25 protein-coding genes and 1 other annotated feature are annotated in these 24,705 nt (G+C 44.7%); of the genes, 18 read left to right on the top strand and 7 right to left on the bottom strand.

Annotated elements, in window-relative coordinates:
• Positions 1 to 19: 19 nt before the first annotated feature.
• The 4 genes from SB847_RS01320 (at position 20) to SB847_RS01335 (ending at position 4,500) form a co-directional block, all read left to right on the top strand.
• Positions 20 to 1,648, top strand: a complete 1,629-nt coding sequence (locus SB847_RS01320) for a peptide-binding protein (protein ID WP_410577287.1) — start codon at positions 20 to 22, stop codon at positions 1,646 to 1,648.
• 66 nt (positions 1,649 to 1,714) lie between these two features.
• On the top strand, positions 1,715 to 2,665 hold the full coding sequence (locus tag SB847_RS01325) for an ABC transporter permease (RefSeq protein ID WP_410577289.1): 951 nt from the start codon (positions 1,715 to 1,717) through the stop codon (positions 2,663 to 2,665).
• A gap of 20 nt (positions 2,666 to 2,685) precedes the next feature.
• A complete protein-coding gene (opp4C, locus tag SB847_RS01330; protein WP_007409117.1) occupies positions 2,686 to 3,600 on the top strand; it encodes an oligopeptide ABC transporter permease in 915 nt (304 codons plus the stop codon).
• A 147-nt stretch (positions 3,601 to 3,747) separates the two neighbouring features.
• Complete coding sequence (locus SB847_RS01335; RefSeq protein ID WP_038457621.1) at positions 3,748 to 4,500, top strand: YjbA family protein; 753 nt, start codon at positions 3,748 to 3,750, stop codon at positions 4,498 to 4,500.
• A 33-nt stretch (positions 4,501 to 4,533) separates the two neighbouring features.
• On the opposite strand, the gene trpS is transcribed toward SB847_RS01335, so the two are convergent.
• A complete protein-coding gene (trpS, locus tag SB847_RS01340) occupies positions 4,534 to 5,526 on the bottom strand; it encodes a tryptophan--tRNA ligase (RefSeq protein WP_012117281.1) in 993 nt (330 codons plus the stop codon).
• A gap of 55 nt (positions 5,527 to 5,581) precedes the next feature.
• Positions 5,582 to 5,793 (bottom strand) — a binding site (T-box leader).
• A gap of 476 nt (positions 5,794 to 6,269) precedes the next feature.
• On the opposite strand from trpS, the gene SB847_RS01345 reads away from it, so the two are divergent.
• The 8 genes from SB847_RS01345 to spx all read left to right on the top strand — a co-directional run bounded on the left by SB847_RS01345 (position 6,270) and on the right by spx (position 14,430).
• On the top strand, positions 6,270 to 7,904 hold the full coding sequence (locus SB847_RS01345; protein ID WP_022553558.1) for a peptide ABC transporter substrate-binding protein: 1,635 nt from the start codon (positions 6,270 to 6,272) through the stop codon (positions 7,902 to 7,904).
• 106 nt (positions 7,905 to 8,010) lie between these two features.
• Entirely contained in the window at positions 8,011 to 8,946 is a 936-nt protein-coding gene (locus tag SB847_RS01350) for an ABC transporter permease (RefSeq protein ID WP_014417417.1), read from the top strand.
• A 3-nt stretch (positions 8,947 to 8,949) separates the two neighbouring features.
• Complete coding sequence (gene oppC / locus SB847_RS01355; RefSeq protein WP_003155041.1) at positions 8,950 to 9,867, top strand: oligopeptide ABC transporter permease OppC; 918 nt, start codon at positions 8,950 to 8,952, stop codon at positions 9,865 to 9,867.
• A 12-nt stretch (positions 9,868 to 9,879) separates the two neighbouring features.
• Positions 9,880 to 10,956 (top strand): ABC transporter ATP-binding protein, encoded by a 1,077-nt coding sequence (locus SB847_RS01360; protein WP_003155039.1) that lies wholly within the window; start codon positions 9,880 to 9,882, stop codon positions 10,954 to 10,956.
• The gene (gene oppF / locus SB847_RS01365; RefSeq protein ID WP_266121832.1) at positions 10,949 to 11,866 is read left to right on the top strand and encodes an oligopeptide ABC transporter ATP-binding protein OppF; all 918 of its coding nucleotides are present in this window, start codon (positions 10,949 to 10,951) and stop codon (positions 11,864 to 11,866) included. The genes SB847_RS01360 and oppF overlap by 8 nt, the downstream gene beginning before the upstream one ends.
• Before the next feature lie 106 nt (positions 11,867 to 11,972).
• The gene (locus SB847_RS01370; protein ID WP_410562843.1) at positions 11,973 to 13,160 is read left to right on the top strand and encodes a putative glycoside hydrolase; all 1,188 of its coding nucleotides are present in this window, start codon (positions 11,973 to 11,975) and stop codon (positions 13,158 to 13,160) included.
• A gap of 117 nt (positions 13,161 to 13,277) precedes the next feature.
• The gene (locus SB847_RS01375) at positions 13,278 to 13,856 is read left to right on the top strand and encodes a GNAT family N-acetyltransferase (protein WP_007409110.1); all 579 of its coding nucleotides are present in this window, start codon (positions 13,278 to 13,280) and stop codon (positions 13,854 to 13,856) included.
• Between the two features lie 178 nt (positions 13,857 to 14,034).
• Positions 14,035 to 14,430, top strand: coding sequence for a transcriptional regulator Spx (gene spx / locus SB847_RS01380; protein ID WP_003155034.1), 396 nt, complete (start codon positions 14,035 to 14,037; stop codon positions 14,428 to 14,430).
• 56 nt (positions 14,431 to 14,486) lie between these two features.
• Here spx and SB847_RS01385 read toward each other — a convergent pair whose 3' ends face one another.
• A complete protein-coding gene (locus tag SB847_RS01385; RefSeq protein ID WP_032874459.1) occupies positions 14,487 to 15,143 on the bottom strand; it encodes a TerC family protein in 657 nt (218 codons plus the stop codon).
• 275 nt (positions 15,144 to 15,418) lie between these two features.
• Here SB847_RS01385 and mecA point away from each other — a divergent pair, with 275 nt between their 5' ends.
• The 3 genes from mecA to pepF all read left to right on the top strand — a co-directional run bounded on the left by mecA (position 15,419) and on the right by pepF (position 19,443).
• Positions 15,419 to 16,075, top strand: coding sequence for an adaptor protein MecA (gene mecA / locus SB847_RS01390; RefSeq protein WP_045207118.1), 657 nt, complete (start codon positions 15,419 to 15,421; stop codon positions 16,073 to 16,075).
• A 150-nt stretch (positions 16,076 to 16,225) separates the two neighbouring features.
• Positions 16,226 to 17,386 carry a competence protein CoiA family protein gene (locus tag SB847_RS01395; protein ID WP_410577292.1) on the top strand — a complete coding sequence of 387 codons (1,161 nt, stop codon included), beginning with the start codon at positions 16,226 to 16,228 and terminating at the stop codon, positions 17,384 to 17,386.
• Between the two features lie 227 nt (positions 17,387 to 17,613).
• Positions 17,614 to 19,443: an oligoendopeptidase F gene (gene pepF, locus SB847_RS01400; RefSeq protein ID WP_003155028.1), complete on the top strand. Its 1,830-nt coding sequence runs from the start codon at positions 17,614 to 17,616 to the stop codon at positions 19,441 to 19,443.
• A gap of 37 nt (positions 19,444 to 19,480) precedes the next feature.
• Here pepF and SB847_RS01405 read toward each other — a convergent pair whose 3' ends face one another.
• The 5 genes from SB847_RS01405 to SB847_RS01425 all read right to left on the bottom strand — a co-directional run bounded on the left by SB847_RS01405 (position 19,481) and on the right by SB847_RS01425 (position 22,723).
• Positions 19,481 to 19,648, bottom strand: coding sequence for a hypothetical protein (locus tag SB847_RS01405; RefSeq protein ID WP_003155026.1), 168 nt, complete (start codon positions 19,646 to 19,648; stop codon positions 19,481 to 19,483).
• A gap of 285 nt (positions 19,649 to 19,933) precedes the next feature.
• Complete coding sequence (spxH, locus tag SB847_RS01410; protein WP_410577294.1) at positions 19,934 to 20,836, bottom strand: protease adaptor protein SpxH; 903 nt, start codon at positions 20,834 to 20,836, stop codon at positions 19,934 to 19,936.
• Entirely contained in the window at positions 20,833 to 21,231 is a 399-nt protein-coding gene (locus SB847_RS01415; RefSeq protein ID WP_007610618.1) for a globin domain-containing protein, read from the bottom strand. The genes spxH and SB847_RS01415 overlap by 4 nt, the downstream gene beginning before the upstream one ends.
• 228 nt (positions 21,232 to 21,459) lie before the next feature.
• The gene (locus SB847_RS01420; protein ID WP_410577295.1) at positions 21,460 to 22,146 is read right to left on the bottom strand and encodes a lytic transglycosylase domain-containing protein; all 687 of its coding nucleotides are present in this window, start codon (positions 22,144 to 22,146) and stop codon (positions 21,460 to 21,462) included.
• Between the two features lie 4 nt (positions 22,147 to 22,150).
• A complete protein-coding gene (locus tag SB847_RS01425; protein ID WP_410577297.1) occupies positions 22,151 to 22,723 on the bottom strand; it encodes a CYTH domain-containing protein in 573 nt (190 codons plus the stop codon).
• Between the two features lie 124 nt (positions 22,724 to 22,847).
• On the opposite strand from SB847_RS01425, the gene SB847_RS01430 reads away from it, so the two are divergent.
• From SB847_RS01430 to SB847_RS01440, 3 genes are read left to right on the top strand one after another with little or no spacing between them, the layout of a single operon-like run.
• On the top strand, positions 22,848 to 23,213 hold the full coding sequence (locus SB847_RS01430; RefSeq protein WP_285979634.1) for a UPF0738 family protein: 366 nt from the start codon (positions 22,848 to 22,850) through the stop codon (positions 23,211 to 23,213).
• 27 nt (positions 23,214 to 23,240) lie between these two features.
• Entirely contained in the window at positions 23,241 to 23,876 is a 636-nt protein-coding gene (gene yjbM / locus SB847_RS01435) for a GTP diphosphokinase (RefSeq protein WP_038457640.1), read from the top strand.
• A 17-nt stretch (positions 23,877 to 23,893) separates the two neighbouring features.
• Positions 23,894 to 24,694, top strand: coding sequence for an NAD kinase (locus SB847_RS01440; protein WP_003155018.1), 801 nt, complete (start codon positions 23,894 to 23,896; stop codon positions 24,692 to 24,694).
• The last annotated feature ends 11 nt before the right edge of the window (positions 24,695 to 24,705 follow it).

Here is a 24,705-nt window from a genome sequence, read left to right on the forward strand (position 1 = left end):
TCACAAAGGGGGAATTGATATGAAATTACGTAAAAGCGCACTGATGATGCTAAGTGTTTTTATGGCGCTCGCCATCTTCCTGTCAGCCTGCTCCGGCTCAAAATCCACAAGCACCGAATCCAAACCGGCAGGAAAACCGCAAAAAGGCGGAGATTTGGTTGTCGGGTCAACCGGGGAACCCACACTTTTTAATCCACTTTATTCTACCGATGTTGCAAGTTCTGATATTGAAGGAATGATTTACAGCACATTATTGGAAACTGATGAGAAATTAAACGTCAAGCCGTCGCTGGCTGAAAAAGTAACAGAAGCTGACGGGGGATTAACGTATGATGTAAAACTGAAAAAAGGCGTTAAATTCCATGATGGAAAAGAGCTGACGGCCGATGATGTTGTTTTCACCTACAGCATCCCTCTTAACAAAGATTACAACGGTGAGCGTGGCTCGGGTTTTGAGTCCCTTAAATCCGTAACGAAAAAAGGAAAATATGAAATTCAGTTTAAAATGAAGAAAAAAGATGCCTATTTCTATAATGTCGTTCTCGACAGTTACGGCATTTTGCCTAAACATATATTGGGTAAGGTGCCAGTTGCAGATCTGGGAGAGAATGAATTTAACCGTAAAAATCCAATCGGCTCCGGTCCGTTTAAGTTTGTTGAGTGGAAAAAGGGCGAGTATGTCAAACTGGAAGCAAATGATGATTACTTTGGCGGCAGACCTTACCTTGATACAGTGACAGTAAAAACAATACCTGATTCTAACGCTGCCGTGGCTCAGTTAAAAGCGGGGGATATTGATTTCTTCGTTGTGCCGGGCACAGATTTTGATACGGTTAAAACGTTTGGAAATGTGAAGGTCAAATCTGATCTTGGCTTAAACTACAGCTATATTGGCTGGAATGAGAAAAAAGAGATCTTTAAGGACAAAAAAGTGCGTCAGGCATTGACTTACGCTCTTGACAGGCAGGCAATGGTGGATCAAGTGCTGAACGGAGACGGTAAGGTAGCGGATGTTCCTGAGAGTCCGCTGTCATGGAATTATCCGAAGTCTAAAGTGCCGACATTTGATTATAATCCGAAGAAAGCAAAGCAGCTGCTAAAAGAAGCCGGATGGGAAGACCATGACGGTGACGGCTACCTTGATAAAGACGGAAAAAAATTCTCGTTTGAAATTAAAACGAATCAAGGCAATAAAATTCGTGAAGATTTAGCTGTTGTCGTTCAGCAGCAACTAAAAGAAGTGGGAATTGAGGCTAAACCGCGAATTGTTGAATTCAGTGCGTTAATTGAACAGACAAGTGCCCCTAATTGGGATTATGACGCTCTTCTTCTCGGATGGAGTCTTGCAACGTTCCCGGATCAGTTCTCTATCTTCCATTCAAGCCAATCGAAAAACGGGCTGAATAATATCTGGTATAAAAACCCGAAAGTCGATAAGCTGCTTGAAGAAGCGAAGACAATTACTGACAGAAAAGAATACCAAAAGAAATATGAAGAGATATACAAATTGATTGCTGAAGATCAGCCGTACAGCTTCTTATTCTATTATAATTACCACAGAGCGATGCCGAATAATTTACAAGGCTATGTATTCCATCCTAAAAATGACTTGTACAATATTGGAAAATGGTGGCTGGATCAAAAATAGCAAAAGCCCTGGAGAGGGAAGGAGGTTCCTTTCCTCTCTTATCCTATTTAAAAAGGGGACAAGAATATGGCTACATATATTTTAAGGCGAACATTAATGTCCTTGCCGATTCTCTTAGGCATTACAATTTTGTCGTTTGCCATTATGAAAGCAGCGCCGGGAGATCCGATGTCACTTATGATGGACCCTACAATCAGTCAAGCGGACAGGGCGAAATTCATTGAAAAATACGGGTTGAATGATCCGGAACCTGTTCAATATGTGAAATGGCTGGGGAATATGCTGCAAGGGGATTTCGGGACTTCTATCGTCAAGAAAGGCACTCCAGTTTCTGAACTTATCTTATCCCGCTTACCGAATACGATTGTGCTTATGCTTTTCTCAACCCTTGTCGCTCTTCTTATTTCTATTCCATTTGGCGTTCTGTCAGCGAAGCGTCCTTATTCAAAATTGGACTACGGGATAACTGTTACTTCATTTTTAGGGCTTGCCATTCCGAATTTTTGGTTCGGTTTGATTTTAATCATGGTTTTATCTGTAAATCTAGGGTGGTTTCCCACTGGCGGAGTAAGCACTTTGAATGCTGACTTTAACATATTTGACCGATTGCATCACTTGATTCTGCCTGCTTTTGTGCTCGCCACGGCAGACATGGCAGGGATAACGAGATACACAAGATCCAGTATGCTTGATGTGTTAAAACAGGATTATATACGAACGGCGCGTGCGAAAGGATTCCGAGATAATAAAGTGATTTTTAAACACGGTTTGAGAAACGGACTTCTTCCTGTCATCACTATTTTTGGTCTGATGATACCGTCATTTATCGGGGGAGCGGTAGTGGTAGAACAGATTTTTACTTGGCCGGGTCTCGGCAAATTGTTTATTGATTCAGCCTTTTCGCGGGATTATCCGGTTATCATGGCCATGACGGTCATTTCAGCTGTTTTGGTTGTGGTGGGGAATTTAATTGCGGACATCTTATATGCGCTGGTTGATCCCCGCATTGAATATTAACAAAGAGAGGTGAGAGTCAAATGTTACAGCCAAATACCGGCACACCCCCCAGCGAAGTAAAATTAAAGGAAAATATTCAATCCAAACCGGAAACAATGACGAAGATTTTTTTCGAAAAGTTCTTTCAAAATAAACTAGCTGTAATCGGAGCCGTTATATTAACCATCATCATCTTGTCAGCCTTATTCGCTTCGGTAATCGCTCCTTACTCTCCGGAGAGTCAATCTCTTATCAATCGTTTGAAGCCGCCGAGCTTAAAACATCTAATGGGAACTGATAAATTCGGAAGAGACATCTTTACGAGGGTTCTGTACGGGGCGCGCGTCTCCTTGCTTGTCGGATTCGCTTCTGTGATCGGCGCGATTACAATCGGGACAGTTGTCGGAGCCGTTGCCGGATATTTTAAAGGGATTGTCGATGCCGTTCTCATGAGAACCGTTGATATCGTATTATCCATACCTGATATATTTTTGCTTATTACACTTGTTACGATTTTTCAGCCCGGAATGGATAAATTAATTTTAATTTTCTCCCTTACAGGCTGGACAACAACGGCACGTCTTGTCCGAGGGGAGTTTTTATCGCTTCGTTCCAGAGAGTTTGTATTAGCTGCAAAGACGATCGGTACAAAAAATCATCACATCATCTTTTCTCATATATTACCGAATGCGCTCGGACCGATTATTGTCTCAGCCACATTAAAGGTGGGAACGGTTATTTTGGCGGAATCTACATTAAGTTATCTCGGTTTCGGGATTCAGCCGCCGATCGCAAGCTGGGGCAATATGCTTCAGGATGCACAGAACTTTACGCTTATGATTCAGGCTTGGTGGTATCCGTTATTCCCGGGTTTGTTGATCCTTCTTACCGTATTGTGCTTTAACTTTGTCGGAGACGGGCTGCGTGATGCGCTTGATCCGAAAAATGTGAAATGATCTCCCGGACGGAACGGGAGATTTTTTTGTTGCAATGCAGTCGGAAATCCAGTTCCGTAATGCGGAAATCTCATATTGAAATGGAATAATTTATCTATCCCTTGCCTATACTGTGGACAACAGTTTTTATAAAGTGAGGGGTCGAATATGTTATTTCTTCATGATGTATGGGTCAATTGGTTTGAAGGGGAAGAAAACGGCTACAATGTGTGCCATTTTCACGAATGGCGGAAGGAAGACACGGTTGAGCTTTTGGATCAGACGCCGCTGCTCAGAGTGCCGTCGGTATTATTTCATTACATAGAAAACGACTTATCAGAGCTTCCGAAAGAGCTGCTAGACCAAGTCCATCAAAAGTCATACGTGCGAAAAAATCATGAGCGGACAAAGCTGGAGTACTGTTTTGTCGTGACAGACGGGATCGGCATCATTGCCGTGGATACGATCGGATATACCATTCCGGTCAGAAAGAGCCGCCTGATTCCGAGACAGGAGCAGCTTGTTTATGAAATGGTAAAGGATGTAGAACCGGAATCGTTTCAATTTGTGCCGGCGCAATTGGAGTCTTCAAAGGAATATCACATTTTGTCATTGGCGCCGGAGCATGTCAGAGGGCTGACGAGAAAAGAGCGGCAGATCAAGCAGCTGATGTTTATGGCGCTCGACCAGCTGAAAGGGCTGAAAAACCGTGCGGAAATTGTGTATTGGTACACGGAATGGAATCCGCATATGTATGAGCAGATCAAACGGATGAGCTTTGAAGAGATCTGGGACATGCTTTACAATGAAACAATTGAAGGCTGGTCAGATAAACATCTTGCGTTCTGTGAAAATTTGATTAAAGGGCAGCCGTTTTTCGAAAAGCTTTGGGAAATGGAGCAGGAATCAAAAGTGAACTAAAAAAAGAGGCGGGGATTCTCCCGCCTCTTTTCTTTATCTTCTTTTCCGTCCGAGACCCATGGCGTTTTCCATTTTCTTCACCATTTTGCCGGCCGTTTTGTTTGCGCGCGCCGCTCCTTCGTCGAGAATGCGGTCAAGCTCGTCGCTCTCAATTAATTCACGGTAGCGCTCTTGGATCGGTGTCAATGCGCCGATAACGACTTCGGCTAAATCGCTTTTGAATTCACCGTACCCTTTGCCTTCATATTTAGCTTCTAATTCTTCAATTGATGTGTTTCCTAAAATAGAATAGATCGTCAAAAGATTAGAAACGCCCGGTTTGTTTTCTTTATCATACTTTACAATGCCTTCAGAATCAGTCACGGCGCTCTTGATTTTCTTCTCGAGCTGCTTCGGCTCATCAAGCAGCGTGATGTATGCCTTTTGGTTCGGATCTGATTTGCTCATTTTTTTGAGAGGATCAGCCAGTGACATGATGCGCGCGCCTGATTCGGGAATTTTCACCTCAGGAATCGTGAAGATGTCATTGTATTTTTTATTGAAGCGTTCCGCCAGGTTGCGGGTCAGTTCAAGATGCTGTTTTTGGTCTTCTCCGACCGGAACAAGATCCGTTCCGTACAGTAAAATATCGCCGGCCATCAGCGGCGGATAGGTTAACAGTCCTGACACGACGGCTTCTTTGCCCTTTGACTTATCCTTAAATTGCGTCATCCGCTCAAGCTCGCCGATATATGCGACGCATTGGAGCATCCACCCCGCCTGGGCATGAGCGGGAACCTCCGACTGGATAAAGAGGGTCGCTTTCTCGGGGTCAAGTCCGACGGCCACGTAAAGAGCCGCGAGATTGCGGATGTTCTTCCGCAGTTCAAGCCGATCCTGCGGCACCGTTATCGCATGCTGATCGACAATGCAGAAGTAGCCGTTGTAGTCATGCTGCAAATCGACAAATTGTTTCATTGCGCCGATGTAGTTGCCGAGGGTAACGGAACCGCTCGGCTGAATGCCAGAAAAAATCGTTTTCTTCATATTTCTTACCTCATTTCTTAAAACATAATAAAAAAAGCCCATTCTTCCCGTAGAAAAAAGGGACGAATGAACCGTGGTGCCACCCTGATTATTCCATTACAATGGAATCGCTCGAGACGTTGGTAACGGAGGCTGCTCCGGCTGGGCCTACTAACGTTCGGTCAGCTGCTCAGAAGTCCATTCCACATCGCCCGTTACCTGCTCCCAGCACCGCAGACTCTCTTCAAACGGATGAAAATGTGTACTATTCTTCATCATCGCAATCACAACAAATGTATTTGATTGATCTATTATAAATCAATTATAGCCAAATGTCATCAGAGGAATACAAGCTTATTTCCAGTTTGCTTAAGGGATGGAAATCCTCAAAAAGAACTGAAAATGCTTAAATGATAACGTATATCAACATTTCGTATAACGAATATTATATGTAAAAAGCAATATGAACTGGAAATTGCAATAAAAAAATTTAGTTAGGTCATGCTTTAAACTATAGAAGTATATCACCTTTTTGACAGAAAAACTGACCAAATTTAAATATTTTAAATTGAGAAAATAGTATTGCAATAAATTATTCATTTCATTATAATGAACTTGTTCACTCTATTGTTACAGCTTCTTTACATAAAATAATCAGAAAAGACGGAACACAATTAAAGTTTAGAAAAATATTAAGTTATTTTGTCTGATATTTCTGAGTATTTAGTAGTAAAGGCTGAAAAATTTGATTAGGGGGTTAGTGCATGAAAAAGCGTTGGTCTATTGTAGGTTTGATGCTTATCTTTTCGCTTGTATTAAGTGCGTGCGGCGGGTTCAGCGGCGGATCAGGCGGCGGTAAAAAAGACACCAAAGGACAGACTTCACTTAATATCAATATTAAAACCGAGCCGTTCTCACTGCATCCGGGTTTAGCGAATGATTCCGTGTCAGGAGGCGTAATCCGACAGACTTTTGAAGGATTGACACGCGTAAACTCCAAAGGTGAGCCTGAAGAAGGAATGGCATCTAAAATTGAAACAAGCAAAGACGGAAAGACCTATACATTTACGATTCGTGACGGTGCGAAATGGTCTAACGGCGACCCTGTGACGGCGCAGGATTTTGAATATGCGTGGAAATGGGCGCTTGACCCGAACAACGAATCACAATACGCTTATCAGCTCTACTACATCAAAGGCGCTGAAGCTGCCAATACAGGAAAAGGCAAGATTGATGATGTAGGCGTAAAAGCCGTAAATGACAAAACATTAAAGGTTGAACTGAATAACCCGACACCTTATTTCACGCAATTAACTTCATTCTATACGTATATGCCGGTCAACAAGAAAATTGCGGAAAAACATAAAAACTGGAACACAAACGCGGGCGAGAATTATGTGTCAAACGGCCCGTTCAAAATGACGGCCTGGAAACACAGCGGTTCCATCACGCTCGAAAAGAACGATCAATATTGGGATAAAGACGCTGTGAAATTGAAGAAAATCAACATGGTGATGATTAACAATAACAACACCGAACTGAAAAAATTCCAGGCCGGTGAGCTTGACTGGGCAGGAATGCCGCTCGGCCAGCTTCCGACTGAATCTCTGCCGACATTAAAAAAAGACGGATCTCTTCACGTTGAACCGATCGCAGGCGTGTATTGGTACAAATTCAACACAGAAGAGAAACCGCTGAACAATGTCAACATCCGTAAAGCCCTTGCTTATGCGATCGACCGCTCGTCCATCGTGAAAAATGTAACGCAGGGCGAACAAATCCCGGCCATGGCTGCGGTGCCGCCGTCAATGAAGGGATTCAAGGATAACACAAAAGGTTATTTCAAAGACAATGACGTCAAATCAGCTAAAGAATTCTTAAATAAAGGACTGAAGGAATTAGGCGTCAAGAATGCCTCTGACCTTCCGGCGATCAAACTGTCCTACAATACGGATGACGCGCATGCGAAAATCGCGCAGGCCGTACAGGAAATGTGGAAAAAGAACTTGGGCGTCAAAGTTGAGCTTGATAACTCCGAATGGAATGTTTACATCGACAAGCTGCACAGCCAGAACTACCAAATCGGGCGTATGGGCTGGCTCGGCGATTTCAACGATCCGATCAACTTCCTTGAATTGTTCCGTGATAAAGAAGGCGGAAACAATGATACCGGATGGGAAGATCCTGAGTTTAAAAAGCTGCTGAACCAATCTCAGCTTGAAACGGATCCGGATAAACGTATCGAAGAGCTGAAAAAAGCAGAAAAGATCTTTATTGACGCAATGCCGGTCGCGCCAGTTTATTTCTATACGGATCCTTGGGTGCAGGATAAAAACCTCAAAAATGTGATCTTGACAGGAACAGGCGAAGTTTACTTCAGAAACGCTTCTTTTGAATAAAAGACGGTTCTGAAAACAAAAGACCCAAGGTATATGGGGAGGATGTCCCCATATACCTTTCTTACTGATTAAGTATAAAATTGTAAAAAACATGGAGGTGTTCACCTTGCTGAAATATATCGGTAAACGATTCATTTACATGATCATCACATTGTTTGTGATTGTGACCGCCACATTCTTCTTAATGCAGGCAGCGCCGGGCGGACCATTTTCCGGCGAAAGAAAGCTGCCGCCTGAAATTGAGGCAAACTTAAACGAACACTATGGCCTGGACAAGCCTCTTTTCGTTCAATATGCCAGCTACTTAAAATCTGTGGCGATGTGGGACTTCGGACCTTCTTTTAAATATAAAGGCCAAAGTGTTAATGATTTAATCAATTCAGGCTTCCCCGTCTCATTCACTCTCGGTGCAGAAGCTATTCTCCTCGCTTTAGCGTTCGGTGTGCTTTTCGGGGTGCTTGCTGCCCTGTACCATAATAAATGGCAGGATTATACCATTGCGATTTTAACGATCTTTGGGATCTCAGTTCCGAGCTTTATATTGGCAACGATTTTGCAATATATTTTCTCAATTAAATTAGAACTGTTCCCGGTCGCAGGGTGGGAATCCTGGGCATACACCTTTCTGCCCTCTATTGCGCTCGCTTCCATGCCGATGGCGTTCATTGCCAGACTCTCCCGTTCAAGCATGATTGAAGTGTTAAACAGCGATTACATACGGACTGCAAAAGCTAAAGGACTTTCCCGTCCGTCAGTCACCGTGCGCCATGCGCTGCGAAACGCGCTTTTGCCGGTCGTGACATATATGGGGCCGATGGCGGCATCCATTTTAACGGGAAGTTTCATCATTGAATCCATTTTCGGAATTCCCGGTTTAGGCGCGCATTTTGTAAACAGCATTACAAACCGTGATTATACGGTCATTATGGGAGTTACCGTGTTCTTCAGCGTGCTCCTGCTTTTATGCGTATTAATTGTTGACGTGCTGTACGGATTAATCGATCCGAGAATCAAGCTTTCTAAAGCAAAGAAAGGAGCCTAGACCATGCAGAACATTCCTAAAAATATGTTTGAACCAGCTTCAGCTAATGCCGGCGATGCCGAAAAAATAAATAAAAAAAGCCTTTCCCTCTGGAAAGACGCCATGCTCCGCTTCCGCAGCAATAAGCTTGCGATGGTCGGGTTCGTACTGATTGTTCTTATTATTCTGATGGCGATTTTTGCGCCTATCTTTTCAAGGTATGATTATGCCACTACCAATCTATTAAATGCGGATAAAGCGCCGTCGAAAGATCATTGGTTCGGCACGGATGACCTTGGAAGGGATATATTCGTCCGGACATGGGTGGGCGCGCGGATTTCCATCTTTATCGGTGTCGCAGCTGCCGTGCTTGATTTATTAATCGGCGTAATCTGGGGCAGCATTTCCGGATTCCGCGGCGGACGCACAGATGAAGTGATGATGCGCATCGCCGACATTCTGTGGGCTGTTCCTTCATTATTAATGGTTATTTTGCTGATGGTTGTCCTGCCGAAAGGATTGCTGACCATTATCGTCGCCATGACGATCACGGGCTGGATCAATATGGCGAGGATCGTCCGCGGACAGGTGCTGCAATTAAAGAATCAGGAGTATGTGCTTGCTTCACAGACACTCGGCGCCAAAACCGGCCGGCTATTGTTTAAGCATATCGTCCCGAACGCGATGGGCTCTATCCTCGTAACGATGACACTGACGGTTCCGACGGCGATTTTTACAGAAGCGTTTTTAAGTTATTTGGGCCTCGGCGTACCTGCGCCGCTTGCGAGCTGGGGAACGATGGCCTCAGACGGATTGCCTGCATTAACCTATTACCCTTGGCGTCTGTTCTTCCCTGCCGGCTTTATCTGCCTGGCGATGTTCGGCTTTAACGTTGTCGGCGACGGGTTAAGAGACGCGCTGGATCCTAAGTTACGCAAATAAGGAGTGATATGAGTGACACGCTTGCTAGAAGTAAAAGACTTAGCCATTTCATTTAAAACATACGGCGGAGAGGTACAGGCAATCCGCGGCGTGAATTTCCATTTGAATAAAGGAGAGACGCTGGCGATCGTGGGGGAGTCGGGTTCCGGAAAAAGTGTGACCTCCCAAGCGATTATGAAACTGATCCCGATGCCGCCGGGCTACTTTAAAAGAGGACAGATTCTTTTTGACGGACGGGATATCGTGCCGATGTCTGAAAAAGAAATGCAGGCTATCAGAGGAAAGGACATCGGAATGATTTTCCAAGATCCGATGACCTCTCTGAACCCGACGATGAGAGTCGGCAAACAAATTACGGAAGTGCTTTTCAAACATGAAAAAATCTCAAGTGAAGCGGCGAAAAAGCGCGCCATAGAGCTGCTTGATCTCGTCGGAATTCCGATGCCCGAAAAACGGATCGGCCAATTCCCCCATGAATTTTCAGGCGGGATGAGACAGCGTGTCGTCATCGCGATGGCGCTTGCGGCAAATCCGAAGCTGTTAATTGCCGATGAACCGACAACGGCGCTTGATGTGACGATTCAGGCACAGATCCTTGAGCTGATGAAAGATCTGCAAAAGAAAATTGATACGTCTATCATTTTTATCACGCATGATCTCGGCGTTGTCGCCAATGTCGCCGACCGGGTCGCCGTCATGTACGCAGGTCAGGTCGTCGAATCGGGAACGGTGGATGAAATCTTTTATGATCCGCGCCATCCGTATACGTGGGGACTGCTTGCCTCAATGCCTAGCCTGGACAGCACCGATCAGGAAAAACTGACGGCCATCCCGGGCACACCGCCTGATCTGACGAATCCTCCGAAAGGGGATGCATTTGCGCTCCGCAGCTCATATGCGATGAAAATCGACTTTGAACAGGAACCGCCGATGTATAAAGTGTCAGATACGCATTTCGTGAAATCGTGGCTTCTGCATCCTGATGCGCCTAAGGTCGAGCCGCCTGAAGCGGTGAAGGCTAAAATCCGTCAGCTTCCGAATACGTATCAGCATCCTGTTTTAATGAAGGAAGGTGAAAAAAATGACTGAGAAGCTTCTCGAAATCAAACACTTAAAACAGCATTTTTTCACGCAAAAAGGAACGGTAAAAGCCGTAGATGATTTGTCATTTGATATTTATAAAGGCGAAACGCTCGGCCTTGTCGGAGAATCAGGCTGCGGTAAATCAACGACGGGCCGCAGTATTATCCGGCTGTATGAGGCAACCGACGGGGAAGTTCTCTTTAACGGGGAAAATGTGCACGGGAAAAAATCCCGCAAGAAGCTGCTGGAGTTTAACCGGAAAATGCAGATGATTTTCCAGGATCCGTACGCATCTTTAAATCCGAGAATGACAGTCGCCGACATTATTGCCGAGGGAATAGATATTCACCGCCTGGCAAAAACGAAAAAAGAGCGGATGCAGCGGGTTCACGAACTGCTGGAAACGGTCGGTTTAAATAAAGAGCACGCCAACCGCTACCCGCATGAATTTTCGGGCGGACAGAGACAGCGTATCGGAATCGCCAGAGCGCTGGCGGTTGATCCGGAGTTTATCATCGCGGACGAACCGATTTCGGCGCTTGATGTCTCCATTCAGGCGCAAGTCGTCAATTTAATGAAAGAATTGCAGAAAGAAAAAGGGCTCACTTACCTGTTTATCGCCCATGATTTATCAATGGTCAAATACATCAGCGACCGCATCGGCGTCATGTATTTCGGAAAATTGGTGGAGCTTGCGCCGGCGGATGAGCTTTACGAAAACCCGCTTCACCCATACACGAAATCATTGCTGTCCGCTATCCCGCTCCCTGATCCGGACTATGAAAGAAATCGCACGCGAAAGAAATACGATCCGGCAGTTCATCAACTCCAAGAAGGAGAAAAAATGGAATTTAGAGAAGTGAAACCGGGACATTTTGTCATGTGCACTGAAGATGAATTTAAAACCTACCTATAAACCTATCAACCTCCAAGACTCAGTCTTGGAGGATTTTTTTGCGCACATTCAAGTTTATTAAGCCTGCTCCCGTTTTTCTATAATGGAAAAAAAGGGGGAGATCAGTATGAAAACCATTTTGTGCGCCATTTGTGCGGGACTGTTTATCAGTGCAGCCGCTTATCCGGCCCACGCCGCTGTGAAAGAGGAGCAGCCGCTTGTAAAAATAGCGCTGGCCGAAAAAGAACTGCCGAAATCAAATGCACGGTTCGCTTATCCGTCAGGGCTGCATTTTTCACATCCTGATAAGGTGCGGGGCATTTACGTCACAGGGCATTCAGCGGGAGGAAGCAAATTCGGGGAGCTGACAGACTTTGTGGACAAGACGGAGCTCAATACAATGGTGATTGATGTCAAGGACGACAACGGAAACCTCACCTTTAAGCCGGACGGCCATTCTGAGTATGCCGAAATCGCCAAGCCGTACATCAAAGACCCAAAAAAGATGATGAAAAAGCTGGAGGAAAAAAAGATCTATCCGATCGCGCGTATTGTCGTATTTAAAGACAGCGAACTCGCGAACAAAAAGCCGGAGTGGTCTTTTAAAGAAAAAAACGGAAGTGTCTGGAAAAACGGCCGCGGCGAATCGTTCGTCAATCCGTTTATGAAAGAAGTATGGGATTACAATGTAAAGATTGCAAAACAAGCCGTAAAGATGGGTTTTCAAGAAATTCAGTTTGATTATGTCCGTTTTCCTGAAGGATTTGAAAAACGTGATGACGAACTGACATACGGTCACGGCGATTACGGAAAAACAGCAGACAGCAATGTGCAAAAACGCGTTCATGCCGTCACCGATTTTGTCGGTTATGCGAAGAAAAAACTCAAGCCGTACGGCGCGGATGTGTCGGTTGATATTTTCGGCTATTCAGCCACGCTGCCGGAAGCGCCTGGTATCGGCCAGAATTTCAGCAAAATTTCAGAACAGGTCGATGTCATTTCATCCATGATTTACCCGAGCCATTGGACAAGCTATTTCGGCATTGATAAACCGGATCTTGAGCCTTACAAAGTCATCAAAGAATACGCAAAGGTGGAAAATAAAAAACTGTCTAAGCTGAAACACCCGCCTGTATCGCGTCCGTGGCTTCAGGACTTCACGGCATCATATCTCGGCAGCGGAAATTATCAAAAGTACGGGAAACGCCAGGTGGAAGACCAGGTTAAAGCGCTGCATGATGAAGGAATTGACGAATTTTTATTATGGGACGCGGCAAACCGTTATACCAAAAACGTCGATTACACACCATTTTAAAAAAATTGAAACCATGTTAAAGGATCACACGTCTTAATAGATGTAAGATTGTTTAAACAATCGGAAATGGGGTATATCTAAAAGTGTGAAGACAACGAACCCATAAGGAGCAAATGAATGAACTGGTACGAAAAGCTGAGTGAATATTTTCCGATTGAAGAAATGAAATCAAAAGCGCATATGGAGGCTCTGTTAAAGGAGCAAAGCGATGTTTATCATAAAGAAGAGGGGCAGTACCACGTGCTGATGTATGCGGAATTTGACTCTTTCATCTTTATTGATTACCTGTTTGTGTCAAAGAAATCCAGAGGACAAGGCCTCGGAAGCAAGCTGATCGGCAGGCTGAAAAAGAAAAACAAGCCGATTCTGCTTGAGGTGGAGCCTGTTGACGAAGATGACACGGATACACAGAAACGCTTGCGTTTTTATCAAAGAGAGCATTTCAAGCACGCGCAGTCAATCGGGTATCGGCGCCGGTCATTGGCTACGAATGAAGTGAACAAAATGGAGATTCTGTACTGGTCACCTAAGACGGAATCAGAAGAAGAAATGTTTGAAGCAATGAAACAAACATATGAAAACATTCACACTTATAAAGATGAAAAATGGTACGGAGAATCATACGAAAAAACGGATGAAGTTCTCAAAGTCATTGATGAGAAAAAACGAAAAAACATTTTCGATCAGCTGAGCTAATTGAGAATGGGGAAACATCCGCCAGCCGTAAATTTGCCGGATTGACACATTTTTTTCTCAGGAGACTGTTCACACTTACTTTTTTATAGTATAATACCTATAAAGATTCCTTTTTTAAAGTCATTTCAATTTGAGAATACAAACATGTTCATCCTACTAATTAGAGGAGTGAAGATTAATGGTTACATTATACACATCACCTAGCTGTACGTCATGCAGAAAAGCAAGAGCTTGGCTTGAAGAGCACGAGATTCCGTTTGTAGAGAGAAACATTTTCTCCGAGCCGTTATCAATTGATGAGATCAAGCAGATTCTGCGTATGACTGAAGACGGTACGGATGAAATTATCTCTACCCGTTCTAAAGTATTCCAGAAACTGAACGTAAATGTTGAATCTATGCCGCTTCAAGACTTATATACTTTAATCAATGAGCATCCGGGACTGCTCCGCCGTCCGATCATCATTGATGAAAAACGTCTGCAAGTCGGCTATAACGAAGATGAAATCAGACGATTCCTGCCAAGAAAAGTGCGTTCTTTCCAATTAAGAGAAGCACAGCGTCTTGCCAACTGATATAAGCTTACGATAAGCATGGAAAAAGCCCAAAACCATCGCGGTTTGGGCTTTTTTTATTTTTCAGTCTGTTGGTAAATCATACTGGCGAGGATAACAAATACGACGGTCAAAATCGGCAGCATCATTTGTATAATGCCGTGTTCTGCCATGAAAAATGACAGCTTGCTGTCTCTGGCAATCATTTCACCGCCGGTAAATGCGAGAAGACCGCTCCCAGCATACATCAATAAAGGCATTTTTTCCATGGCGGCATGAACGAGCTTGCTGCCCCAAATGATAATCGGCACCGAGATGAAGAGACCGATCACTACAAGTGTCAGCTCACCGTGAGAAGCGCCGGCTACTGCGATGACGTTGTCAAGCGACATAAAGATATCAGCCAGAACGATTGTGCGGATGGCTTTCCAAAGAGAAGAACTGCTTTTCACATGCTGCGCATCTTTCTTCTCAATCAGAAGCTGATAGCCGAGATACAATAAAAATACCCCGCCTGCGCATTGCAAAAAAGGAACATTCAATAAATAGACCGCAGCGCTCGTCAGAACGATTCTCAAGATGACTGCGATAAATGTTCCGAAGATGATCGCTTGCTGTCTTTGTTTATGGGCCAGATTCCGGCTGGCCATCGCGATGACGACGGCATTGTCACCGCCGAGAATAAGGTCAATCCCGATAATAAGCAGAAGGGACAGCAGGTAATCGTGCGGCATGGTAACACCTCGCTTATAGATCGATTGCTTGTACAGCTAATATATGAAGCAGTGCGCTATTTATGATGGGAACCGGGAGAAAGCCTGTTTTTCGCTGTGAAAATGCTTTTTTATTTCTTTTATAACTGTTTTATCATAAAATAGAAATATAAAGAATTTGCGCTGTCTTCTATAAGGTTAAGATGTGGACGGAATGGGTAAAGTGTAGTAAAGTACTATTCATCGGGAGCTTAGATGTCCCTTCAACATCTTATAAAGAAGGGAAGGTTGGCAAAATGGAAATAGAAAGAATTAATGAGCATACTGTAAAATTTTATATGTCTTATGGTGATATTGAAGATCGCGGTTTTGACAGAGAAGAAATCTGGTACAATCGCGAGCGCAGTGAAGAACTGTTCTGGGAAGTCATGGATGAAGTGCATGATGAAGAGGAATTCGCTGTCGAGGGTCCTCTTTGGATTCAGGTTCAGGCATTGGACAAAGGACTGGAAATAATCGTAACAAAAGCCCAGCTTTCCAAGGACGGACAAAAACTCGAACTGCCGATCCCGGAAGATAAAAAACAAGGGCCGGCAGATGAAAATCTCGATGCTTTACTTGATGATTTCCAGAAAGAAGAGCAGGCCGAGAGCCGGGAAGATAAGGAGCAAAAGCTTCAGTTCACTTTGCGGTTCGATGATTTTGAGGATCTCATCTCGCTATCAAAATTGAATCTTAACGGAATTAAAACGACCCTGTATTCGTTTGAAGACCGATATTATTTATATGCAGATTTTTATGAGCAAACTGATGAAGAGGTTGAAAATCAGCTAAGCATCCTGTTGGAGTACGCGCACGAGTCATCAGTCAGCATTCACCGTCTTGAAGAATACGGCAAATTGGTGATCGCTGATCATGCGTTATATACAATAAAAAAACACTTTGCATCATAACAAACCGATTTCTCTCAGCAGAAATCGGTTTTTTTTGTTCTGAATGACAGGATGAACGGCTGAAAACCGTATAACGGCTCTCATCCGCAAACAGGATTATATCTTCTTCCTGCTGAATACAACAAGATTCAGGAAAGGAGAAGATGCAACATGTTCAGTGCTGTGACTGCCGACGGAAGGCTCATTCAGCTGGCCGGAAGCTATTCAAAGGAAAAAGCGGCGGAGCTGAGAAAGAAACGCTGGTTCTGCCCCGTTTGCAAAAGTGAGCTTGATATCAAACTGGGACGGGAGAAACTGCCGCACTTCGCTCATAAAAAAAGCAGGCTGTGTCCCGGGGAATCCGAACCTGAAAGCGAATACCATCTTGAAGGAAAAAGACAGCTTTTTCTCTGGCTAAAGACACAAGGGTGCAGTGTCAACCTGGAACCGTATCTGACTTCCGCGGGACAGCGGCCTGACTTGACGGCAGAAAGCGGAGAAGAGAGGCTGGCTTTTGAATTTCAATGTGCGAACCTTTCGGCGGACTCTTTAAAGAGCCGGACGGCAGGCCTGAAAAACGCCGGGTACCGGCCGGTCTGGATCATCGGGGCAAAACGGTTAAAACGGATGGCCGCGCAATTTTTCCGGCTTTCTGCTTTTCACTGGCAGTTCTTTGAAGTCAATTCATTTTCCTCCTTACTGTTTTACTGCCCCGACGCCCGCTCCTTTTACAGGCTGCATTCCATCACTCCGTTTTACACCGGCTATTCTTATGCCGGCTTAACCACAATCCCTCTTCACAAAGCAAACCTGAAAGACATTTGTGATCCGGAAGGGCGGCACAGCGTCAGACTTCCCTCGTGGGGACGTGCCGTAGCCGGCTTCCGCAACAAAAGCGGGCGGTTTTTATCAGAAGATGCCGGTCTTATCCGGCGTCTTTTTTACGAAAGACATCAGGTTGCATTTCCATTTCTCCCATCTGAAGTGTTTATTCCCGTTTCAGCGGGCTTTGTGTTTGCAAGTCCCGTTTTTGTGTGGCAGGGCCATTTATACTTACGACTTGCGGAACTTTCTAAAAAAGGCGCGCCGATCCGATTATCCGGCATGGTTCATGATTTACGGCAAAAAATCAGGCATAAGGAGATCCGGATGCGGTATGGTTCACAAGACAGCCTTATCAGAATGGCGGTAAAACAATATGCTGATTTCTTATGCTTGCAGGATTTTTTAAGGGAAATTGAGAATGAAGTATATATGCCCTCATCTCAACGGAAGCTCCCTCAAACGGCAGAAGAGCTGCGCCGGCGGGATCTGCTCTTTTTTGGGGAATGAGAATGCTTCATTTCGTTCACCCTAACGTCAAGGTGGTGGCGAATGTGAGGGGCGTACAAGCATTTTGTTTTCGTTTTTTCACTGTATTATTGGTATGCTCGGTCTTATATGCCGCATATGATTTGACAAAAGGCAGTGAAAAGCCGGAAGATAATCACAACACAAGTTTTTGGAGAAACAATCGTTTTTTCAATTGGCTTGAAGTAAAGAAAACGAGGGGGATCACCATGACTGAGGAAAATAAAGCAGCACAGCTGCCTGACAGAAGTGAAGTAAAGGCAGAGCATACATGGAGACTAGAGGATATTTTTCCTAGTGATGAGGCCTGGAATAAAGAATTTCAAGCAGTTAAAGAATTAATTCCGAATTTATCTTCTTTTAAAGGCACGCTTGCTCATTCGGCTGATAATTTATACGCTGCGCTTACGGCACAGGATGAAGTGACGAACCGCCTTGGGAAACTTTATGCATACGCGCATATGCGCTCAGACCAGGATACGGGAAATTCTTTCTACCAAGGGCTGAACGATAAAGCCGCAAGCCTGTATTCTCAGGCTGCCAGCGCGACTGCTTACATTGAACCGGAAATTCTGGCGATTCAGGAGGACAAGCTGCACCAGTTTATTCTGGAAAAAGAGGAGCTTAAGCTTTACTCTCATGCAATTGAAGAAATTACAAAACAGCGTCCGCACGTGCTGAGCGAACAAGAAGAGGCCCTGCTTGCGGAAGCCTCAGAAGCGCTGTCGTCGCCTTCCAATACATTCAGCGTTTTAAATAACGCCGATATTACGTTTCCGTCGATTAAAGATGAAAACGGCAAGGAAACTCAAATCACACACGGCAACTTTATTAATTTCCTGGAAAGCAGCAATCGTGAAGTCCGTAAAAACGCATTTGAAGCCGTATATAAAACATACGGACAGTATAAAAACACGATGGCGACTACACTCAGCGGCACTGTGAAAAAAGATAATTTTTACGCCCGTGTGAAAAAGTATAAATCAGCACGGGAAGCGGCTTTATCCAATAACAGCATCCCTGAAGAAGTTTACGATAACCTTATTAAAACGATCAATAAACATCTTCCGTTATTACACCGTTACATTGACCTGCGGAAAAAGGTTCTCGGCCTTGATGAAGTCCATATTTATGACCTTTACACACCGCTTGTAAAAGATTCGGGAATGAAGGTCACATATGAGGAAGCGAAAGATTATATGCTCAAAGGACTTGCTCCGCTGGGCGAGGAATACGCGTCTATTTTAAAAGAAGGACTTGAAAACCGCTGGGTCGATGTATACGAAAACAAAGGAAAACGCAGCGGTGCTTATTCGTCCGGTACATACGGCACGAATCCGTACATCTTGATGAACTGGCATGATAATGTCAATAATCTGTTTACGCTCGTTCACGAGTTCGGCCATTCCGTGCACAGCTACTATACGAGAAAATATCAGCCGTATCCGTACGGTAACTACAGCATTTTTGTCGCTGAAGTCGCTTCAACGACTAATGAAGCGCTGCTCGGTGAATATATGCTGAACAGCTTAAAGGATGAAAAACAGCGTCTGTACCTGCTCAACCACATGCTTGAAGGATTCAGAGGCACAGTGTTCAGACAGACGATGTTCGCTGAATTTGAGCATCTGATTCATACGAAAGCGCAGGAAGGCGAGCCGCTGACGCCTGAACTGCTGAACGAACTTTATTATGATCTGAATAAAAAGTATTTCGGTGACAACATGGTGATTGATAAAGAAATCAGTCTGGAATGGTCAAGAATTCCGCATTTCTATTACAATTATTATGTGTATCAATATGCGACAGGCTACAGTGCGGCCCAAGCGCTGAGCAGCCAGATCTTAAAAGAAGGCAAGCCTGCGGTGGAGCGCTATACCGAATTCTTAAAAGCGGGAAGTTCGGAATATCCGATCGACATACTGAAAAAAGCGGGAGTCGATATGACATCGCCTGAACCGATCGAGGCGGCCTGCAAAATGTTTGAAGAGAAGCTGAACGAAATGGAAGAGCTTCTTTCGAAAGTGAACCCTTCGTAATTCAAAAAAGCCTGTGCATAAGTTGCGCAGGCTTTTTCTAAAACCCTTTAAACGTTTTTCTGTGATTCAGCCGGTACAAGGCAAACAATATGGACAGAAACAGCAGGGGAGATGTAATGTAAATCGGCAGCATGTGCATCATGGCCAGCAGATTTAAAAAGAAGAAAAACACAATCATTCCGATGATCAATACGGTGCGGAGCATTGATTTCCCTCCTTGTTTTTCATTGATATATTCTATGAAAACAAGCAGTCAGTTATGTTTTGTGACAAAAATATGAACATTAATCTTATGGCTTGTCAAAACTCGACAAGATTTGATATGATAAGGATGTGAAATTGATCACAAACAAACATTACCCCTTTGTTTGACCGTGAAAAATTTCTCCCATCCCCTTTGTTGTCGTTAAGACATATGAAACCGCGCTTATCCCGGCGCGGTTTCTTTATTTGCACAAAAAAAGCCGGCTCCGTAAGGAATCAGCTTTTTTTAATGATCACAACAGGTGACATCCTCCTGGGTGCCGGCCAGAGACTTCCAAAACAGACCGTGCTTTGCTTCCACTCTGGCGACCTTTTTGGCGAATGCCAGTTTTTTCATTTCTTTTTCAACTTCTTCTAGACTCCAATCATAAACGAGTGCGATTTCTTTCGATGCGACAAACCGGAAATATTCAATGAAACATTCCAAAGGCGGCGTTTCAGAAGGCTTCGGTTCATCCCCGAGCATTTCGAATAAGATCTCTTCGTATACGTCATAAGAATAGTTGCCGGGAACCTTCAGCCCTTCATCATCATGCAGGCTGTTAAAGAACGTCAATGTCGGGTTGACGGTGACGTCCATTTCCGCCGCGATTTTCATATCGCACTGAAGCGCTTTTACCGCGCTTTGCGAATGGAGGTCACGCTTGAATTCTTCAACATCCAATTTCGTCTTTTCGGCAATCTCTAAAAGAACGTCTTCATCCGTAATATTCTGCTTGGAAACAAACAGGCTTTCCTGCATGCTGCGGAGAAACAGAATGCCCGCTTTTCTTCCCTGCAGTTCGGCTGCTTTTAAAGCGAGTGCGGCAAGGTAGGGCGATGAAAGAGGCTGATCCTGCTCAAGCCAAAGGCTTCCGTCACAGGGCATCCCGGAACGGTTCGCAATTTTTTCCCAAGCTTCGGCAAGAAGGTGTTTTTTCCGCTTTTGCTTATTCAGCGATGTAATGCTCGCGGAAACAATGATCCGCAGCGTAAAAAAACGTCCGTATTTGATTTTTAATTTTTTTATGGCGGGCTCCAGCGACCAGCATTCAGGACATAAAGGGTCGACAAACATGTAAATTTCGAGCGGTTTTTTTGGATGTCCGTGGCAATGGGCGAAGTATTGCTCATGCTGATAATTCGTCAATATGATCGATCCTCCGCTTCTGACTGGTTTACCATATGCCTGGCCGTTAGTTCCAGACGCCCGTACAGAAATTCACGAATATCGCCCTCCAGCCCGACATCATCCATCGCTTTGCTCATACAGCTTAGCCACGCATCAGCCCTCTCGTCCGTAATCGGAAAGGGGAGATGCCTTGCCCTGAGCATGGGGTGTCCGTGCTCTTCAGTATAAAGAGGAGGTCCGCCCAAATACTGGGTTAAAAATTGCTTTTGTTTTCTGGCCGTTTCAGTCAAATCACTTGGAAATATCGGCTTCAGCAAGGGATGAGACGAGACACGCTCATAAAAAGTATCAACAAGTTGCGATAGAAGTTCCTCTCCAATCGCTTCATATGGTGCGTTAAACGATTGTCCCATGTTGACTACTCCTTTATATGGCTAATAGGAATCATAATTCCCATTGCGAATTTATCTTTCAGTTTTACTATCTTCAGTTACTGTATATTTTAGCAATAACATTTTATTTCTACAAACAAAGTGCCTTTCTGTCAGGCGCTTGTATTTCATATCATATCACATCGCCTTCATTCATGTGTAAGATTTCACTCCGCAAAAAAACCAGAGGGCGAAGGAAGCCTCTCTGGTTTACGCGTAATACTGTTTGGTTATGTTTTTAACATATTGCTGTGTTTCCTTAAACGGCGGAATGCCTCCGTACCGATCTACGTTGCCGGGGCCTGCGTTGTAGGCGGCTAACGCCAGAGATACATTTCCGTCGTATTTCGTGAGCATCTGCTTTAAGTACTTTGTGCCGCCCTCAGCGTTCTGGACGGGATCAAGCGGGTTTGACACCCCGAGTGATTCTGCCGTGGAAGGCATGAGCTGCATCAGTCCCATTGCCCCCGCACCGCTGACCGCTTTCGGATTAAAGCCTGATTCCTGTTTAATAACCGCGCGGATCAGCTTTTCGTCCACTCCGTATTTTTTGGCCGCTTTCTGAATGGCGCTGTCTATTGAAAAGTTTCCGGTGCTGATATCAGAAGCCGCATCCCGAGACTTTATGCCCGGGGAAGCGGTCTGTGAAGCAGCCGCGGAGCCCGATGAAACGGGAATTCTCGGTGAATATGAAGCGTGAGCGGTCCGCACACCGTTTAAAATTCCTGATTCCGGCTGCTGCCGGACGGCTGTGTCCGTATACTGGCTGAGAAGCGCGCTGAAATTGGCAAGCGGGCTATCTGAAGATTGTCCGCCTGAAGCCGTGCTTGTATGAGAGATTGATTGCAGCGCCATTGATTGCAGCTGGAGAAGGGCCGCCCAATTCGTTATATTCACTGTGTCATTCCACCTTTTTTTGTTTCTGTTCATAAAAACGCTGGATTTTATTTTTCGTGATCCGCTCTGGGATGCCGAATTGCTTGAGCAATTGTTCAAACGCCCGTTTTCCTTCATCCCAGTCAGCAGCTTCGAATTCCAATTCAAAGTCTTCTTTCTCTAAATATCGGCTGTGATCTAAAATGATTAAGCCTTTTTCTGATTCTTTTTCCGAGCGTGCGGTCGACAGCGTCCCGAAATAGCAAATGTGTTCTGAGTTGATTCCGAGACCTTCCAGCTGACGTTTGACGGGGCCTTCCGGAATCTTGAAGACGTCAAGATCAGGTGCCGCAAGCTCTTGGTGGGTTTCCAGCAGACCGACCGCGGCAGGCTCTTTTAACGTCAGAGCGAACGCGCCGTCTTTTTCTCGGATGCGGAGTGCTGATTTTTTTTGTTTCAGGGAAAAATCTTTCGTGTCGAAATAATGATTGACCTGCTGTTTAAAATCATGTTCTTTCATGCAGAGTGCTTCACTCAGCTTCAGAAATTCTGATTTTGTCAGCAGGTTTTTGAATTCAATTTCTATTTCTTGGGTCATGACAGTCTTCCTTTCAGGACGAAAAATTGTATAATTCCCATTATCTCTTTAGAGGTTACGTTTATCAATATCGACCTTGATATGATAAAATAAATGCTGTACTTTGTTAAAAAAGGAGAACATTATGCAAAAGAGAATTGAAATCCAAAATGCATCATTAACAGAAGACGCGCTCCGCTTGAAGTGCGGAGAGGACTTAAGCGGAGCGGAACGCAAAGCCTCAGGTCAAATGCTTGTTGATTCCGATCACTTTGCTTTTGTATACATACTTGAATCAGCTGACTCTTTTGAATATGTCATTATAAAAGAACATATCTGGCCGGATCTGAAAAAAGCCTTAGACCAAAGAAAACCGGCGGTCCTTGAGGCCGGCGGAAAAATGGTTGAACTTTCAGGGCTGCATGAAGAACTCGATTATCTTCTTGAAAATATTAAAGATAATGCAAACTACGGAGATATGGAAGAAAAAGTGAAAAACGTATTTCTTTAGAACAGGTTCGGAATTGGGGGATGTACGATGGATGACAAACAATGGGAGCAATTTCTAGCGCCATACCGCCAGGCTGTTGAAGAATTAAAGGTGAAGCTGAAAGGCGTCAGAACCCTTTATGAGTATGAAGATGACCACTCACCGATTGAGTTTGTGACAGGCCGCGTGAAGCCGGTGGCGAGCATACTTGAAAAAGCGAGACGAAAAAGCATACCGCTTCATCAGATTGAAACGATCCAGGATATCGCGGGGCTGCGTATTATGTGCCAATTTGTCGATGATATCCAGATCGTCAAAAATATGCTGTTTGCCAGAAAAGATTTTACCGTTGTCGATAAGCGGGATTACATAGCAGAGCATAAGGAAAGCGGATATCGGTCTTACCACCTTGTCGTTTTATATCCTTTACAAACAACGTCCGGAGAAAAGCACGTTCTTGTGGAAATACAGATTCGGACGCTTGCCATGAACTTTTGGGCAACCATTGAGCATTCACTGAATTACAAATACAGCGGGAACATTCCCGAAAAAGTAAAGCTGAGGCTGCAGCGGGCCTCAGAAGCCGCATCACGGCTCGATGAAGAAATGTCAGAAATCCGCGGAGAAATCCAGGAAGCCCAAGCCGCGTTCTCGCGAAAGAAAAAAGCGGGAGACCACCAGTAGGAAAGGAGGGGAATGGCATGAAATTTGCCGTTTCTTCAAAAGGAGACGAGGTTTCAGATACACTGAAAAGCAAAATACAGGCGTATTTACTCGATTTTGATATGACCCTGGATGAAAAAGAGCCGGAAATCGTTATTTCCGTCGGCGGTGACGGAACGCTTCTTTACGCATTTCACAGGTACAGCGACCGTCTCGATAAAACGGCGTTTGTCGGAGTTCACACGGGGCATTTGGGTTTTTATGCCGATTGGGTTCCGCAGGAGATAGAAAAGCTCGTTCTGGCCATTGCCAAAACGCCGTATCATACCGTGGAGTATCCCCTTCTTGAGGTGATTGTCACTTATCATGATGAAGAGCGTGAGGAGCGGTATCTGGCTTTGAACGAATGTACGATCAAAAGCATAGAAGGCAGTCTCGTCGCTGACGTGGAAATTAAAGGCCAGCTGTTTGAAACGTTCAGGGGAGACGGTTTATGTCTGTCCACGCCTTCCGGAAGCACGGCTTATAATAAGGCGTTAGGCGGCGCAATCATCCACCCTTCCATCAGAGCGATTCAGCTTGCGGAAATGGCCTCCATCAACAACAGAGTGTTCAGGACTGTCGGCTCGCCGCTTTTGCTTCCCGATCATCATAACTGTGTCATCAAACCGAGAAACGACGTCGACTTTCAAGTCACAATTGATCATTTAACCTTGCTGCATAAGGATGTGAAGTCCATTCTATGCCGTGTGGCAAATGAAAAAGTCAGATTTGCAAGATTCCGTCCTTTTCCGTTTTGGAAAAGGGTGCAGGATTCCTTTATCGGAAAAGGCGAATAGAAAGAGGAAAC

Source organism: Bacillus sp. SIMBA_026 (assembly GCF_046535335.1).
GTDB classification, from domain to species: domain Bacteria; phylum Bacillota; class Bacilli; order Bacillales; family Bacillaceae; genus Bacillus; species Bacillus velezensis.

Bases quoted from the DNA above. Each gene is read 5' to 3' on its own strand.
- SB847_RS01320 (WP_410577287.1), top strand. From the start codon at position 20: ATGAAATTACGTAAAAGCGCACTGATGATGCTAAGTGTTTTTATGGCG.
- SB847_RS01325 (WP_410577289.1), top strand. From the start codon at position 1,715: ATGGCTACATATATTTTAAGGCGAACATTAATGTCCTTGCCGATTCTC.
- opp4C (WP_007409117.1), top strand. From the start codon at position 2,686: ATGTTACAGCCAAATACCGGCACACCCCCCAGCGAAGTAAAATTAAAG.
- SB847_RS01335 (WP_038457621.1), top strand. From the start codon at position 3,748: ATGTTATTTCTTCATGATGTATGGGTCAATTGGTTTGAAGGGGAAGAA.
- trpS (WP_012117281.1), bottom strand. From the start codon at position 5,526: ATGAAGAAAACGATTTTTTCTGGCATTCAGCCGAGCGGTTCCGTTACC.
- SB847_RS01345 (WP_022553558.1), top strand. From the start codon at position 6,270: ATGAAAAAGCGTTGGTCTATTGTAGGTTTGATGCTTATCTTTTCGCTT.
- oppC (WP_003155041.1), top strand. From the start codon at position 8,950: ATGCAGAACATTCCTAAAAATATGTTTGAACCAGCTTCAGCTAATGCC.
- oppF (WP_266121832.1), top strand. From the start codon at position 10,949: ATGACTGAGAAGCTTCTCGAAATCAAACACTTAAAACAGCATTTTTTC.
- SB847_RS01370 (WP_410562843.1), top strand. From the start codon at position 11,973: ATGAAAACCATTTTGTGCGCCATTTGTGCGGGACTGTTTATCAGTGCA.
- SB847_RS01375 (WP_007409110.1), top strand. From the start codon at position 13,278: ATGAACTGGTACGAAAAGCTGAGTGAATATTTTCCGATTGAAGAAATG.
- spx (WP_003155034.1), top strand. From the start codon at position 14,035: ATGGTTACATTATACACATCACCTAGCTGTACGTCATGCAGAAAAGCA.
- SB847_RS01385 (WP_032874459.1), bottom strand. From the start codon at position 15,143: ATGCCGCACGATTACCTGCTGTCCCTTCTGCTTATTATCGGGATTGAC.
- mecA (WP_045207118.1), top strand. From the start codon at position 15,419: ATGGAAATAGAAAGAATTAATGAGCATACTGTAAAATTTTATATGTCT.
- SB847_RS01395 (WP_410577292.1), top strand. From the start codon at position 16,226: ATGTTCAGTGCTGTGACTGCCGACGGAAGGCTCATTCAGCTGGCCGGA.
- pepF (WP_003155028.1), top strand. From the start codon at position 17,614: ATGACTGAGGAAAATAAAGCAGCACAGCTGCCTGACAGAAGTGAAGTA.
- SB847_RS01405 (WP_003155026.1), bottom strand. From the start codon at position 19,648: ATGCTCCGCACCGTATTGATCATCGGAATGATTGTGTTTTTCTTCTTT.
- SB847_RS01415 (WP_007610618.1), bottom strand. From the start codon at position 21,231: ATGGGACAATCGTTTAACGCACCATATGAAGCGATTGGAGAGGAACTT.
- SB847_RS01425 (WP_410577297.1), bottom strand. From the start codon at position 22,723: ATGACCCAAGAAATAGAAATTGAATTCAAAAACCTGCTGACAAAATCA.
- SB847_RS01430 (WP_285979634.1), top strand. From the start codon at position 22,848: ATGCAAAAGAGAATTGAAATCCAAAATGCATCATTAACAGAAGACGCG.
- yjbM (WP_038457640.1), top strand. From the start codon at position 23,241: ATGGATGACAAACAATGGGAGCAATTTCTAGCGCCATACCGCCAGGCT.
- SB847_RS01440 (WP_003155018.1), top strand. From the start codon at position 23,894: ATGAAATTTGCCGTTTCTTCAAAAGGAGACGAGGTTTCAGATACACTG.